At 72.2% G+C, this 15248-nt stretch carries 8 protein-coding genes and 1 pseudogene; 5 read left to right on the forward strand and 4 right to left on the reverse strand.

Features of this window, described 5'->3' with window-relative positions; all coding sequences use genetic code 11:
• Positions 1–45 precede the first annotated feature (45 nt).
• Positions 46–870, forward strand: coding sequence for a lysozyme (locus AOK16_RS01395; protein WP_055470355.1), 825 nt, complete (start codon positions 46–48; stop codon positions 868–870).
• A gap of 169 nt (positions 871–1039) precedes the next feature.
• Here AOK16_RS01395 and lon read toward each other — a convergent pair whose 3' ends face one another.
• Both lon and AOK16_RS01405 read right to left on the reverse strand, forming a co-directional pair.
• Positions 1040–3445 (reverse strand): endopeptidase La, encoded by a 2406-nt coding sequence (gene lon / locus AOK16_RS01400; protein WP_055470350.1) that lies wholly within the window; start codon positions 3443–3445, stop codon positions 1040–1042.
• Positions 3446–3527: 82 nt separating this feature from the next.
• Entirely contained in the window at positions 3528–4130 is a 603-nt protein-coding gene (locus AOK16_RS01405; RefSeq protein ID WP_398718110.1) for a rhomboid-like protein, read from the reverse strand.
• Positions 4131–4468: 338 nt separating this feature from the next.
• Here AOK16_RS01405 and AOK16_RS01410 point away from each other — a divergent pair, with 338 nt between their 5' ends.
• The 4 genes from AOK16_RS01410 to AOK16_RS01425 all read left to right on the forward strand — a co-directional run bounded on the left by AOK16_RS01410 (position 4469) and on the right by AOK16_RS01425 (position 11623).
• Entirely contained in the window at positions 4469–5173 is a 705-nt protein-coding gene (locus tag AOK16_RS01410) for a spermidine synthase family protein (RefSeq protein WP_055470351.1), read from the forward strand.
• Positions 5174–5269: 96 nt separating this feature from the next.
• Entirely contained in the window at positions 5270–6019 is a 750-nt protein-coding gene (locus AOK16_RS01415) for a response regulator transcription factor (protein ID WP_055470352.1), read from the forward strand.
• A gap of 23 nt (positions 6020–6042) precedes the next feature.
• Complete coding sequence (locus tag AOK16_RS01420; protein WP_079100945.1) at positions 6043–7164, forward strand: HAMP domain-containing sensor histidine kinase; 1122 nt, start codon at positions 6043–6045, stop codon at positions 7162–7164.
• 517 nt (positions 7165–7681) lie between these two features.
• Positions 7682–11623 carry a multifunctional oxoglutarate decarboxylase/oxoglutarate dehydrogenase thiamine pyrophosphate-binding subunit/dihydrolipoyllysine-residue succinyltransferase subunit gene (locus AOK16_RS01425; protein WP_055470353.1) on the forward strand — a complete coding sequence of 1314 codons (3942 nt, stop codon included), beginning with the start codon at positions 7682–7684 and terminating at the stop codon, positions 11621–11623.
• A 119-nt stretch (positions 11624–11742) separates the two neighbouring features.
• Here the strand turns inward: AOK16_RS01425 and fxsT are convergent, their stop codons facing one another.
• Positions 11743–14613: an FxSxx-COOH system tetratricopeptide repeat protein gene (gene fxsT / locus AOK16_RS01430; protein WP_055470354.1), complete on the reverse strand. Its 2871-nt coding sequence runs from the start codon at positions 14611–14613 to the stop codon at positions 11743–11745.
• A gap of 141 nt (positions 14614–14754) precedes the next feature.
• Positions 14755–15248 (reverse strand): annotated as a pseudogene (locus AOK16_RS01435) (FxsB family cyclophane-forming radical SAM/SPASM peptide maturase); the annotation flags it as partial.

A 15248-nucleotide genomic window follows, 5' to 3' on the forward strand; every position in this document is an offset into this window, starting at 1 on the left:
CTCCAGACCTCTCCCCCCTCCCCGCTCGAGGCCTCGGAGGCATCCATGCCCGCGCGCGCAACCGTCCGCTGCCTGCTCGCCGTTCTCCTCGTCGTCGCGGCCCTGGCCGGTGCAACGACCACCGCCGCCGCCGGGGAACACCCCCGCCCCGGCCGGCACCCCGAACTCAACTGGATGGGCTCGACCGTCCGGAAGCACGAACCCGGGGTCGCCGACCCCGTCCCCGCCGCCGCCCTCGCCGCCGCCAGCGTCGAGGGGGTGGACGTCAGCAGCCACCAGGGCAACGTCAACTGGTCCGCCCTCAAGAACGACGGCGTCCGCTTCGCCTATGTCAAGGCGACCGAGGGCAACTACTACTCCAACCCCTACTTCGGCCGGCAGTACAACGGCTCGTACGGGGCCGGGATGCTCCGCGGCGCATACCACTTCGCGACGCCCGACGACTCCAGCGGCCCCACCCAGGCGAACTACTTCGTCAACCGCGGCGGCGGCTGGTCCCGCGACGGCAGGACGCTGCCCGGCGTGCTGGACATCGAGTACAACCCGTACGGCTCGACCTGCTACGGCAAGAGCAAGTCGGCGATGGTCAGCTGGATCCGCGACTTCTCCACCACCTACCGGTCGCGGACCGGGCGCTACCCGGTGATCTACACCACCGTCAACTGGTGGAAGCAGTGCACCGGGAACTACAGCGGCTTTGGCGCCAACAACCCGCTGTGGCTCGCCCGTTACGGGTCCACGCCGGGCGAGATCCCGGCCGGCTGGTCCTACCAGACCTTCTGGCAGTACACCTCGGAGGGCCCGATCGTGGGCGACCACAACAAGTTCAACGGGACCTACGAGCGGTTGAAGGTGATGGCCACGGGCTGATCCCGCGCGGAGCGCACAGCAGAACCCGGGCTTCCCCGAAGCGGCAGAACCCGGGCCTCCCCGGAGGGCGGCACTCCGGCCTCCCCTAAGCGGCGAGACCCCGGCCTCCCCGGAGGGGCAGAACCCGGGCCTCCCGAAGGGGGCCCGGGCCCGTTCCGCACGGCGTCCGTCACGCCGCCGCCGGAACCTCCTGCCGTACGGCGTCGGGCTCCAGCGCGAGCCCGAGCACCTGCCGTACGTCGCCGACCGCGTGCACGTCGAGCTTCTCCAGCACCTCGGCCGGCACGTCGTCGAGGTCCGCCTCGTTCCGCTTCGGAATGACGACGGTGGTGATCCCCGCGCGGTGTGCGGCGAGCAGCTTCTGCTTGACGCCGCCGACCGGCAGCACCCGGCCGGTCAGCGACACCTCGCCGGTCATCGCCACATCCGGGCGGACGCGCCGGCCGGAGAGCAGGGACGCCAGAGCGGTGGTCATCGTGATGCCCGCGCTCGGGCCGTCCTTGGGCACGGCGCCCGCCGGCACGTGCAGGTGCACACCGCGCTCCTTCAGGTCCCCTACGGGGAGTTCGAGCTCCGCGCCGTGGCTGCGCAGGAAGGAGAGCGCGATCCGCGCGGACTCCTTCATGACGTCGCCGAGCTGGCCGGTCAGCTGGAGCCCGCTGCCGCCGGTCTCGGGGTCGGCGAGCGACGCCTCGATGTAGAGCACGTCGCCGCCCGCCCCGGTGACGGCGAGCCCGGTCGCCACGCCCGGCACGGCCGTACGCCGCTCCTCGGGGTCCTGGGCCGACTCCGGCACATGGTGCGGCCGGCCGATCCAGGGGCGCAGGCCGTCCTCGCCGATGGTCACCGGCAGGTCCCGCTCGCCGAGTTCGTGCCGGGCCGCGACCTTGCGCAGCAGCCGGGCGACGGCCCGCTCCAGGTTCCGCACGCCCGCCTCGCGGGTGTACTCGCCCGCGAGCCTGCGCAGCGCGCCGTCGTCCAGGACGACCTCGCCGGGCTCCAGGCCCGCCCGCTCCAGTTGGCGCGGGAGCAGGTGGTCGCGGGCGATGACGACCTTCTCGTCCTCGGTGTAGCCGTCGAGCCGGACCAGTTCCATCCGGTCGAGCAGCGCCTCCGGGATGGCCTCCAGCACGTTGGCGGTGGCAAGGAACACCACGTCGGACAGGTCGAGTTCGACCTCAAGGTAGTGGTCGCGGAAGGTGTGGTTCTGGGCGGGGTCGAGGACTTCGAGCAGCGCCGCCGCGGGATCGCCGCGGAAGTCGGAGCCCACCTTGTCGATCTCGTCGAGCAGCACGACCGGGTTCATGGACCCGGCCTCCTTGACGGCCCGCACGATCCGGCCGGGCAGCGCCCCGACGTACGTGCGCCGGTGGCCGCGGATCTCGGCCTCGCCCCGTACGCCGCCGAGCGCGACGCGGACGAACTTCCGGCCCATCGCGCGCGCGACGCTCTCGCCGAGCGAGGTCTTGCCGACGCCGGGTGGGCCGACGAGCGCGAGCACGGCGCCTCCGCGCCGCCCGCCGACGACACCCAGGCCGCGGTCGAGCCGCCGCTTGCGCACCGCCAGGTACTCGGTGATCCGCTCCTTGACGTCCTGGAGGCCCGCGTGGTCCGCGTCCAGTACGGCCTTGGCGCCGGGGATGTCGTACGCGTCCTCGGTCCGCTCGTTCCAGGGCAGTTCGAGGACGGTGTCGAGCCAGGTGCGGATCCAACTGCCCTCGGGGGACTGGTCGGAGGAGCGCTCCAGCTTGTCGACCTCCTTGAGGGCGGCCTCGCGGACCTTCTCGGGGAGGTCGGCCGACGCCACGCGCGTGCGGTAGTCGTCGGACTCGTCCTCGGGGTCGCCGGCCAGCTCGGCCAGCTCCTTGCGGACGGCCTCCAGCTGGCGGCGGAGCAGGAACTCGCGCTGCTGCTTGTCGACGCCCTCCTGGACGTCCTTGGCGATGGACTCGGCCACGTCCTGCTCGGCGAGGTGGTCGCTGAGCCAGCCGGTGGCGAGCTTGAGGCGGGCCACCGGGTCGAGGGTCTCCAGCAGCTGGACGCGCTGCTGTACGGAGAGGAACGGCGAGTAGCCGGAGTTGTCGGCCAGCTGGCCGGGGTCCTCGATCTGCTGGACCCGGTCCACAACCTGCCAGGCGCCGCGCTTGCGCAGCCAGCCGGCGGCCAGGGCCTTGTACTCCTTCATCAGCTCGGCGACCGAGCCGGGCAGCGGGTCGGGGACGGCCTCTTCGATCCGGGTGCCCTCCACCCAGAGAGCGGCTCCGGGCCCGGTCGTGCCGGCGCCGATCCGCACCCGGCCGACGCCGCGGATGAGCGCGCCGGGGTCGCCGTCGGAAAGCCGGCCGACCTGCTCGACGGTGCCGAGCGTGCCCACGCCCGCGTACGTCCCCTCGACGCGGGGGACCAGCAGCACCTGCGGCTTCCCGCCCTGGGAGCGCGCGGCGGCCTGCGCGGCCTCCACTGCGGCCCGGACCTCGCTCTCGGACAGGTCGAGCGGCACCACCATTCCGGGCAGGACGACCTCGTCGTCGAGCGGAAGCACGGGCAGGGTGAGCGATGTGGACGTCGATGCCATGATCTCCCCTTCGGCAGTCAACTTGAGCGCTATTGACTCAATGCACGGGGAGGCCGCGGTGTTCCCAGGGGCGTGTTCGCTGTCAGCGATCAACCCGCGCACGGCGTGCGCGGCGGACGAAAGGCCAGGTCGCGATGCCGACGAGGAGGGCCGCCGGGTGGCCCCAGGCGCTGATCGGGTCGGCGAAGACCAGGAAGTCGTCCAGCAGCATCGCGCCCACCGCGCCGAGCAGGATCCAGCGCGGCCAGGGCCCGAGGAGCCCGGCCAGGGCGCCGAGGCCGGCCATCACGCCGAAGCTGATGCCGTAGTCCAGGCGCACCAGGGAGCTGTCCGGGAGGCGGCCGAGGGCGACCGCGACCCCGATGGGGACCTCGGTCAGCAGCGTGGCCAGGACGTGGCCGAGCGCGAAGACGGCGGCCGTGCGCAGGCCGCCGACGCGGCGCTCCAGGGCGGTCAGGACCAGCAGGAAGCCCACCGTGTAGGCGGAGAGGGGCGAGCCGGCGATCCACAGGCCGCTCGCGGCGAGCACCAGCAATGGGTGGTGGACGAGGTTCACGACGTCGGTGCTCGACGCGCTGAGCAGCCTGCCCACGAGGGCGGGGTCGGCGGACTCGGCGAAGACGGTCGTGGCGAGGAGCACGAGCGCGTAGAAGAAGGTGAACGGGGTGCCGAGCGGGGTGGGCACGAGGCGCCGCAGCCGAAGCCACGACCGGCGCCATGACCGGTGCCATGACCCGGAGTCACCGTCTCCGCGCGCCGGAGCGCCGGCGGTCGGGTGGGTCGCGCTCGCCTGGTTCACCGCGCCACGTTCGGCCACCTGACCAGATTCCGTCTATGGCGCCGGTCACGCCAGGCGGGACTTTCATCGCTTTCTCATGCGCCCCGCAAGCCGCGCCCCCTCCCCGGCGGCGATAACGGAACGTGACGATCGGCGAGTTGGGCCGGGAACATCCGGGCTGGACCGTTCGTTACTCTGAGCGACCGCAGCCGTACGCCGTCTCTCGCGCCGTGAGGAGCCGCCCCATGCACCTCTCCCCCGACCAAGCACATCCGCCCACGCCGGAGACCGTCGACCGCCGCGAGGGCCCGTACGGCGAGGTCGTCCTGCGGCGACGGGGCGAGGACTTCGAGATCATCGCCAACGGGTGCTTCCTGATGGACACCTCGGACGGCCGCTCCGAGCGGCTGCTGATCGACGCCGCGCTCGCGGCACTGCCCGCCGGCCGGCCTTCCCCCGCCCTCCTGATCGGCGGCCTCGGTGTCGGATTCTCGCTGACCCACGCCGCCCAGGAGCCGCGCTGGGGGCGGATCGCGGTGGTCGAGCGCGAGGCGGCGGTCGTCGACTGGCACCGCGCGGGACCGCTCGCGCGGATCTCCGCCGGCGCACTGGCCGACCCGCGCACCGAGCTCCTGCACACCGACCTCGTCGCCCACCTCCGGGAGTCGGGGGAGAGATACGACGCGCTGTGCCTGGACATCGACAACGGCCCGGACTGGACCGTCTCCGAGGAGAACGCCGGGTTGTACGGACCGGCCGGACTGGCCGCCTGCCGGGCCCGGTTGACGCCCGGCGGGGTGCTCGCGGTGTGGTCGGCGCAGCCCTCCGCGGCATTCGAGGAGGCCTTGCGGAATGCCGGATTCACGGAGGTAAGGACGGAAGAGATCGCCGTTGCCCGAGGCGTCCCGGACGTCGTCCACCTCGGCAGACGCCCCGACCTGCCTGCGTAGCCGAGGCGAGGGAAGGACCCGTACTCTGCTGCGTGCAACGACCGTGAGCAATCCGGATCAGAGATCGAAAAAGTCGGGGACGTGCAGGGGCGGGCGATGGAGCAGACGAACAACGGCGTGGTGGGCGGCGCAGCCACCACTCCCGGCGCCCAGCGCCGCGTACTCGTCGTCGAGGACGACCAGACCATAGTCGAGGCGATCGCGGTCCGGCTGCGGGCCGAGGGCTTCCAGGTGCAGACCGCCTGCGACGGCCCGGCGGCGGTGGACACCGCCGAGGCCTGGCAGCCCGACCTGCTGGTGCTCGACGTGATGCTGCCCGGCTTCGACGGTCTCGAGGTGTGCCGCAGAGTCCAGGCCCAGCGGCCCGTACCAGTGCTGATGCTGACCGCGCGTGACGACGAGACCGACATGCTGGTGGGCCTCGGCGTCGGTGCGGACGACTACATGACCAAGCCGTTCTCCATGCGCGAACTGGCCGCCCGGGTCCACGTCCTGCTGCGCCGCGTGGAGCGCGCCACCCAGGCCGCGACCACCCCGCGCACCGGCATACTGCGCCTCGGCGAGCTGGAGATCGACCACGCGCAGCGCCGGGTCCGGGTGCGCGGCGAGGACGTGCACCTCACCCCGACCGAGTTCGACCTGCTGGTCTGCCTGGCGAACACCCCCCGCGCGGTGCTCTCCCGGGAACAGCTGCTGGCCGAGGTGTGGGACTGGGCGGACGCCTCCGGCACGCGCACGGTCGACAGCCACATCAAGGCGCTGCGCCGCAAGATCGGCGCCGAGCGCATCCGCACGGTCCACGGGGTCGGGTACGCGCTGGAGACCCCGGCCACCCCGGCGACCTGACGCGACCCAGGCCCGCGGACCCGATGGACAACCCGCCGCCCGAGTCAGCGCAGCCCGGCCTCCTGACCCGGCTGTGGGAGGCGCTGCGACCGCTCGACCCGTACCGCTCGGTCAAGGCCGCGCTGGGCGCGCTGGTCCTCATCTCGGTCACGATCACCACCCTGCTGGTGTTCGTGGCCATCCAGACCTCCACCGAGCTGCGGATCGTCACGATCTTCTCGATCATCGCCGCCATGCTGATCACCCAGTTCGTGGCGCACGGGCTGACCTCGCCGCTGGACGAGATGAAGACCGTCGCCCGCGCGATGGCGGGCGGCGACTACAGCCGCCGCGTCCAGAGCGTACGGCGGGACGAACTCGGCGAACTGGCCGCCACGTTCAATCACATGGCCGCCGACCTCGAGGCCGTCGACCGGCACCGCAAGGAGCTGGTGGCGAACGTCTCGCACGAGCTGCGCACCCCGATCGCCGGACTGCGGGCGGTGCTGGAGAACGTGGTCGACGGGGTCTCGGCGGCCGATCCGGAGACCATGCGGACGGCGCTGCGGCAGACCGAGCGACTCGGGCGGCTGGTGGAGACGCTGCTGGACCTGTCCCGGCTCGACAACGGGGTGGTACCGCTGCGCGCCCGCCGGTTCGAGGTGTGGCCGTATCTGTCCGGGGTGCTGAAGGAGGCCAGCATGGCCGCCGCGGCCCGCGCCCACCTCGGCGGGCCGGGCGTCCGCGCGGACGTCCATCTGCACCTGGACGTCTCGCCGCCGGAGCTGACCGCCCACGCGGACGCCGAGCGGCTGCACCAGGTCGTGGCCAACCTGGTCGACAACGCGGTCAAGCACAGCCCGCCGCACGGCCGGGTCACGCTGCGCGCCCGGCGCGGGTCGGGCGGGCCCGGGGCGCTGGACCTGGAGGTCCTGGACGAGGGCCCGGGCATCCCCGAGTCCGAGCGGCTGCACATCTTCGAGCGCTTCAACCGCGGCAGCGTGTCCACCCCGCACGGCCCGGGCAGCGACGGCGGTACGGGGCTCGGGCTCGCGATCGCCCGCTGGGCGGTCGATCTGCACGGCGGCAGCATCGGAGTGGCCGAATCCCCACGGGGCTGCCGGATTCGCGTCACCCTGCCCGGGGGTGCCCCGGGGCAGGGTTGACGCTACCTGGGGGCTGCGCCCCCAGACCCCCGGATCGCCCTTCGGGCTCGTCCTCAAACGCCGGACGGGCTGGATTTTTGCCCGGACCAGCTGGATCTTGCCGGACCGGCCGGATTTGCCCGGACCAGCTGGATTTGCCGGGCGGGCTGGATCTTGGCAGACGGGCTGGCTTTGCCCGGACGGGCTGGGTTTTGCCGGACCGGCTGGATTTGGCGGGCTGGGGTTATCCGAGGGCGGCGGGCGGCCGTCGCGGGGGCGTGACGTAGGGTCCGACACCGGGTGCCGGGGCGGTTTCGGTGCCGAGAACGGTTGCGGGCCAGCGGCCACAACCGGAATCGGCCGTACCCGTTCTGTGCGCAACCGGCGATGTTTCCCGCCAAATCCAGCGTCGAAACCAGTCGATCAATGTGACTTGCGCGACGACTGGCCTACCCGGCCTGCATCGCACCCCGTAAGAGGCGTAGCCTTTATTTCCGCTGTCCACCACCTTAGGAAGCGGAAGAGGGCGGTTGCCGCCGTGTCGCCACAGTCCCCGAACACCTCGAGTTCCCCCAGCCTCCGGCCGGGAGGGACCCCCACGACCGATGAAGACGGCCAAGGGAAGACGCCCGCTGCCGCGTTCGGTCCCAACGAGTGGCTCGTCGACGAGATCTACCAGCAGTACCTCCAGGACCCGAACTCGGTAGACCGGGCCTGGTGGGACTTCTTCGCCGACTACAAGCCGGGCCAGCAGGACACCGGCTCCGCGGTTGCTGCGCCGCAGCGAAGGGAGGCCGGGGCGGGGGCCCCGGAGGCCCCCGCGACCCCCGCAGCCGGCTCCGCCGCCGCGGGCTCCGGCAGCTCCGCCGCCACGACGGCTCCGGCCGCCGGGACAGTGAACGGCTCGGCCCCCCAGGCCGCCGCTCCCTCCGTGCAGGCTCCCGCCAGGGCCGGACAGGCCCCGGCCCCGCAGCAGGCCGCCCCCGCGCAGGCCGCTCCGGCCAAGCCCGCCGCTGCTGCGCCGGGTGTCCCGGCCGCCCCCGCCAAGGCCGCGCAGGCCGCGCCCGCACAGCCCGCCGCAGGCGGCACGGCGCCCGCCGGGCCCGAGTTCGTGACCCTGCGCGGCCCCTCCGCCGCCGTGGCGAAGAACATGAACGCCTCGCTGGAGCTGCCGACCGCCACGTCCGTCCGCGCGGTCCCGGTGAAGCTGCTGTTCGACAACCGCATCGTCATCAACAACCACCTCAAGCGCGCCCGCGGCGGCAAGGTGTCCTTCACGCACCTCATCGGCTACGCGATGGTGCAGGCGCTGAAGACGATGCCGTCGATGAACCACTCCTTCGCGGAGAAGGACGGCAAGCCGACGCTGGTCAAGCCCGAGCACGTCAACCTGGGCCTGGCCATCGACCTGGTGAAGCCCAGCGGCGAGCGCCAGCTGGTCGTCGCGGCGATCAAGAAGGCCGAGACGCTCAACTTCTTCGAGTTCTGGCAGGCGTACGAGGACATCGTCCGCCGCGCCCGCGCGAACAAGCTGACGATGGAGGACTTCACCGGCGTCACCGCCTCGCTGACCAACCCCGGCGGCATCGGCACCGTGCACTCCGTGCCACGGCTGATGCCCGGCCAGGGCCTGATCGTCGGCGTCGGTGCGATGGACTACCCCGCCGAGTTCCAGGGCACCTCCCAGGACACCCTGAACAAGCTGGGCATCTCCAAGGTCATGACGCTGACCAGCACCTATGACCACCGGGTGATCCAGGGCGCCGCCTCCGGCGAGTTCCTGCGGGTCATGAGCCAACTGCTGCTCGGCGAGAGCGACTTCTACGACGAGGTCTTCGAGTCGCTGCGCATCCCGTACGAGCCGGTGCGCTGGCTGCGCGACATCGACGTCTCCCACGACGACGACGTCACCAAGGCCGCCCGCGTCTTCGACCTGATCCACTCCTACCGGGTCCGCGGCCACGTCATGGCCGACACCGACCCGCTGGAGTACAAGCAGCGCAAGCACCCGGACCTCGACATCATCGAGCACGGGCTCACGCTGTGGGACCTGGAGCGGGAGTTCGCGGTCGGCGGCTTCGCCGGCAAGACGATGATGAAGCTGCGCGACATCCTGGGCGTGCTGCGCGACTCGTACTGCCGCACCACCGGCATCGAGTTCATGCACATCCAGGACCCCAAGCAGCGCAAGTGGATCCAGGACCGCGTCGAGCGCCCGCACTCCAAGCCGGAGCGCGAGGAGCAGCTGCGCATCCTGCGCCGCCTCAACGCCGCCGAGGCGTTCGAGACCTTCCTGCAGACGAAGTACGTCGGCCAGAAGCGGTTCTCGCTGGAGGGCGGCGAGTCGGTCATCCCGCTGCTGGACGCCGTGCTGGACTCGGCCGCCGAGTCCCGCCTGGACGAGGTCGTCATCGGCATGGCCCACCGCGGCCGGCTGAACGTGCTCGCCAACATCGTCGGCAAGTCGTACGCGCAGATCTTCCGCGAGTTCGAGGGCAACCTCGACCCGAAGTCGATGCACGGCTCCGGCGACGTGAAGTACCACCTGGGCGCCGAGGGCACCTTCACCGGCCTGGACGGCGAGCAGATCACGGTCTCGCTGGCCGCCAACCCCTCCCACCTGGAGGCCGTCGACCCGATCGTCGAGGGCATCGCGCGCGCCAAGCAGGACATCATCGGCAAGGGCGGCACGGACTTCACCGTCCTGCCGGTCCAGCTGCACGGCGACGCGGCCTTCGCGGGCCAGGGCGTCGTGGCCGAGACCCTCAACATGTCGCAGCTGCGCGGCTACCGCTGCGGCGGCACCGTGCACATCGTCATCAACAACCAGGTCGGCTTCACCGCCGCGCCGGAGTCGGCCCGCTCCTCGATGTACGCCACCGACGTGGCGCGCATGATCGAGGCGCCGATCTTCCATGTGAACGGTGACGACCCGGAGGCCGTGGTCCGCGTGGCGCGGCTGGCCTTCGAGTTCCGCCAGGCGTTCAACAAGGACGTCGTCATCGACCTGATCTGCTACCGCCGCCGCGGCCACAACGAGTCCGACAACCCGGGCTTCACGCAGCCGCTGATGTACGACCTGATCGACAAGAAGCGCTCGGTGCGCAAGCTCTACACCGAGTCCCTCATCGGTCGCGGCGACATCACGCTGGAGGAGGCCGAGCAGGCGCTGCAGGACTTCCAGGGCCGTCTGGAGAAGGTCTTCACCGAGGTCCGCGACGCCACCTCGCACCCGGCCCCGACCCATGTCCCGCAGCCGCAGGCCGAGTTCCCGGTCGCGGTCGAGACGGCCGTCAGCCAGGAGGTCGTCAAGCGGATCGCCGAGTCGCAGGTCAACATCCCCGACCGGATCACCGTCCACCCGCGCCTGCTGCCGCAGTTGCAGCGCCGCGCGGCGATGGTCGAGGACGACGCGATCGACTGGGGCATGGGCGAGACCCTCGCCATCGGCTCGCTGCTGATGGAGGGCACTCCGGTCCGGCTCGCCGGGCAGGACTCCCGCCGCGGCACCTTCGGCCAGCGCCACGCGGTGCTGGTGGACCGGGAGACCGGCGAGGACTTCACCCCGCTGCTCTACCTGGCCGAGGACCAGGCGCGGTTCAACGTCTACGACTCGCTGCTGAGCGAGTACGCGGCGATGGGCTTCGAGTACGGCTACTCGCTGGCCCGCCCGGACGCGCTGGTGCTGTGGGAGGCCCAGTTCGGCGACTTCGTCAACGGCGCGCAGACGGTCGTGGACGAGTTCATCTCGTCGGCGGAGCAGAAGTGGGGCCAGACCTCCGGCGTCACGCTGCTGCTCCCCCACGGCTACGAGGGCCAGGGCCCGGACCACTCCTCGGCCCGGATCGAGCGCTTCCTCCAGCTGTGCGCGCAGAACAACATGACGGTCGCCGTGCCGACGCTGCCGTCGAACCACTTCCACCTGCTGCGCTGGCAGGTCCACAACCCGCACCACAAGCCGCTGATCGTCTTCACCCCGAAGTCGATGCTCCGGCTCAAGGCCGCGGCGTCGAAGACCGAGGAGTTCACCACCGGCGGCTTCCGCCCGGTGATCGGTGACACCGAGGTCGACGCGGGCGCCGTGGACGCGGCCGGGATCCGGAAGGTCGTCTTCTGCTCCGGCAAGGTCTACTACGACCTGGCGGCCGAGCGCGACAAGCGCGGCACGAAGGACACCGCGATCGTGCGGCTGGAGCGGCTGTACCCGCTGCCGGGCGCGGAACTCCAGGCGGAGCTCGCCAAGTTCCCGGGCGCGGAGAAGTTCGTGTGGGCTCAGGAGGAGCCGGCGAACCAGGGCGCGTGGCCGTTCATCGCGCTCAACCTGATCGACCACCTGGAGCTGGCGGTCGGCGCGGACGTCCCCCACCGGGAACGCCTGCGCCGGGTCTCCCGCCCGCACTCCTCCTCCCCCGCGGTCGGCTCCGCCAAGCGCCACCAGGCGGAGCAGCAGGCCCTGGTCAGCGAGGTCTTCGACATCTGACGACCTGACCGACGCAGAACCGGCTTCGCCCGCCCCAGGCTCCGTGCCTGCGGCGGGCGAGGTCGTTTCCACTGCGCCCCCGGCCGCCGAAGTCGTTCGACGGCCCCGGGCCGCGCCCCTCAGGTCGGCTGGGGCTCGAAGTCCCAGTACGGGTGGGCGTGTTCGTCGTGGAGGACTTCCTCGCAGTTGGCCGTCAGCGGGTGGGCCTCGCCGAGTGCGGAGCGCGCGCCGTCCAGGACCTGCTCCGCCACCCGCGCCGCGGCGCGGGTGTCGCCCGCCGCGCGCAGGGCCACCGCCGTGTTCAGGCCGCAGCCGAGCGTCCACGGGTGGGCCTCGCCCGCCGCCTCCGCCATGAGCTCGCGGGTCTCCTCGGCGACGGCGAGCGCCGCCCCCCGTTCGCCCGCATCCCCCAGCACCAGCGCGCAGTTGGCCCGCGCCCCCACCGCGTACGGGTGGTGGCCGCCGAGCTGGGCCTCGTACAGCTTGGCCGTGCTGTCGGCCAGTTCCCCGGCCTGGGCGCACTGGCCGTCCTCGCGCAGCAGCATCGCGTAGTCCGCGGAGACCATCAGCGTCTCGGGATGGTGTGCGCCGCGGCGCTTCACCAGCCGGTCGCGGACCTTGCGCATCATCGCGTGCGCGAACGGCAGGTTGCCGTCGCGGCGCAGGCACAGCGCCAGGTTGTGCTCGGCGAGCAGGGTCTGGGTGTGGTTGCGGTCCAGGACCTGCCGGTGGAGGCGGCAGTTGTGCTCCTGGATGGCCAGCGCCTCCTCGTAGCGGCCGAGCAGCCGCAGCGTCCAGGACGCGTGGAGCGCCGAGTTGAGGGTGAGCGGGTTGCGGCCGCCGAGGAGGCCGACCCGGGCCTCCAGGATGGAGCGGTGCAGCTCCAGCGAGGCCTCGTACCGGCCCTGGAGGCCGATCGCCACCGCCAGGTTGGAGCGGATCGCGAGGGTGCGCGGCACCTGACTGGAGCCGAGCCGGGCGGCGGCCTCGGCCGCGGCGTCCTCGAACAGCGCGGTCGCCTCGTCGTACTTGGCGAGCGCCATCAGCGTGCCGCCCAGGCCGTCCTTGGCCCGCAGCACCTCGATCGCGCGGGCTTCCGGGTCGGCCGTGAGGCGGCCGAGAATGTCCCGGCCAACCGTTTCCGCTTCCGCGTAACGGCCCAGCCTGCGCAGCATGTTGGCCTGCTGGTGCACGGCGACGAGCAGGGCCCGGTCGGCCGCGCCCGAGTCCTTGCGCCAGCGGTCGACTGCCTGCCGGCTGAGCCACCAGCCGTCGTGGTACTCGCCGCGCATCCGCAGGTACTCGATGCAGTTGAGGACCAGGTCGCGCACGTCGCTGTCGGCCGAGTCCAGGGCGCCCGACAGCTCCAGGTGCGGGATCAGCTCGGCGTAGCGGGCCCAGTTGCGCGGGGATGCCGGGTCGCGCGGGTCGGCGCTCACCAGCACCCGGCAGGCGGCGGAGGAGGCCCGGTCGCGGGCGGCGGGCGCCATGCTGCTGCGCACGAACCGGTGGAAGAGGCGGTGCATCCGGATCGTGCCGACGGTCAGCACGTCCCCGCGCGGCCCCGGCTCGTACTCCAGGCGCATGGAGGTGGCCTCGGAGAGCTTGCGCAGCGCGGAGTTCCAGCTGCTGGGCTCGGCGACCAGGTCGGCGAGGTGCGGCGGCAGGTCGCCGGCACGGGCCGTCTGGAGCAGCCGCACGGGCACGACGTCGGGCGAGAAGTACGCCAGCAGCTTGAGGAGTTCGTCGACCTCGGGGGCGTCCTCGCGCAGGGTGTTGAGGGTAATGGCCCAGGCGACCTGGAAGCCGCGCGGATAGTCCTGGGAGGGCAGGATGCCGAAGTCGTGCGGGTCGCCGGTGCGGATGCTGGAGACATAACCGCCCACCGAGGCGGCGGGGTTGGTGTCGAGCCAGGCGGCCATCTGGTCGAGCAGCAGCGGCAGGTCCTGGAGCGCCTCGGCGAGCCCGTCCGCGTCGTCCTCGGTCAGCCGGGCGGCGCGGCGGCAGGCGAACGCGATGCTCTCCTCCCGGTCGAACTGGCGCAGTTCGACCAGCTCGGCGCCCTGCCGGGACCAGGCGGTGCGGTGGGTGGTGATCAGGACGTGGCCGTGGCCCTCGGGGATGAGGGACTCCAGGTCCTCGGGGTCCTCCGCCCCGTCGAGGATGACCAGCCAGCGGAGCGAGGTGGTGCGCAGGGTCTCCTTCACCGCGTCGATGAGACCGCCGACCCGCTCGTCGCCCGCGGTGACGCCGAGCTTCTCGGCCAGCGCGGCGAACTGCTCGCGGGCGGTGGCCCGCACTGCCGCGCTGACGCACCACACGATGTCGTACTCACCCGCGAAGCGGTGCGCGTACTCCGTCGCCACCTGCGTCTTGCCGACCCCGCTCGGGCCGTGCAGCGCCACGCACGCGGTCTCGCCCGCGCCGGCCGCGAAGGCGTCGTGGAGCCGTTCGAGGGTCCGCTCGCGGCCGGTGAAGCGGCGGTTGCGGCGCGGCGCGTTCCACACCTCGGGCAGGTCGTCGGGGAAGCGGCGGCTGCGCGCCAGGTCGACGGCCTGGGCGGTGGCCCTGATGCCGAGGCAGGCGAACAGCCGGCGGCGGGCCTCCTCCGGGCCGATCCCGCGCAGGCCCACCGGCGCGAGCGCGGCGGCGGCCTCGGGGAGCGGGCGGGTGGTGACGCTGACGGCGCCGAGCCGCTCGCGGTGCGGCGGTACGACCTCGCGCAGCACCTCGCCCCAGGCCCCGGCCCGGCCGGAGTCGAACCGCAGGTACCAGTCGTCCAGGACCAGCAGGACGCGGCCGGGCCCGGCGAGGAAGCCGGTGAGCGCGGAGGTGTCCGGGTCGCGGTGGACGGGGTCCCAGCGGACCAGGGTGGTGGCGGCCCCGGCCGTGGTGAGCTGGTCCGCGATCCACTCGGCCCAGGAGTGGCTGAGCCCGGCGAAGACTATGGTGACGTGCTCTGGCGCCAGTTGCTCAGCCCCGTCGGTCATGCGGGCGTCTCCCTCGGACTCGGTTGCCGGCTCGGTTGCCGGTCGTGTCGCGTGTTGCTCGGTGCCGGTTTGCATGGTGCCCGGTTGCGGTCGGTTGTCGAACTTCCCGTACAGGTTGCTCAATTGTCCGTCAGATTTCGGTTAAGTGTGGCAAGTTGACGCTACCGGTCCCGTTCTGTGAAGTACGTCTCCGAGCCGCGCCGCCGCGTGGCGGATCAGCCGCTCCAGGTCCGCGCAGTAGACGCTGGGGTGCAGGAAGCCGGTACGCGGGGCGTAGCGGTGCGCGTAGTTGCCACCGCCGCAGACGCGCAGCACGGGGCACGCCCGGCAGTCGGCCGCCAGGCCCTCGGCGCCGATCTGGCGGGCGGCGATGCCGGGGTGGCACAGCGCGTCGTCGAAGGTGTGGCGGAAGACGTCGAGACCGGTCGAGGGAGCCTCCGGATAGGCGGACTTGAGCGAGTCCACCTGCTCGACGGCCCCGTCGGTGTCGACCACCACGGCCGCCATCGGGGACAGGCCCACGGCCTCGGCGCTGCTGGGCGCACCGAGCAGCAGCGCGACGATCTCGCGGAAGAGGCGTACGCGCGTCCGCATCCGCCCGGCGTCCCACCACAGGTCGAAGGCCCGGGCGAGCC

Source organism: Streptomyces pathocidini (assembly GCF_001418495.1).
Taxonomy (GTDB): domain Bacteria; phylum Actinomycetota; class Actinomycetes; order Streptomycetales; family Streptomycetaceae; genus Streptomyces; species Streptomyces pathocidini.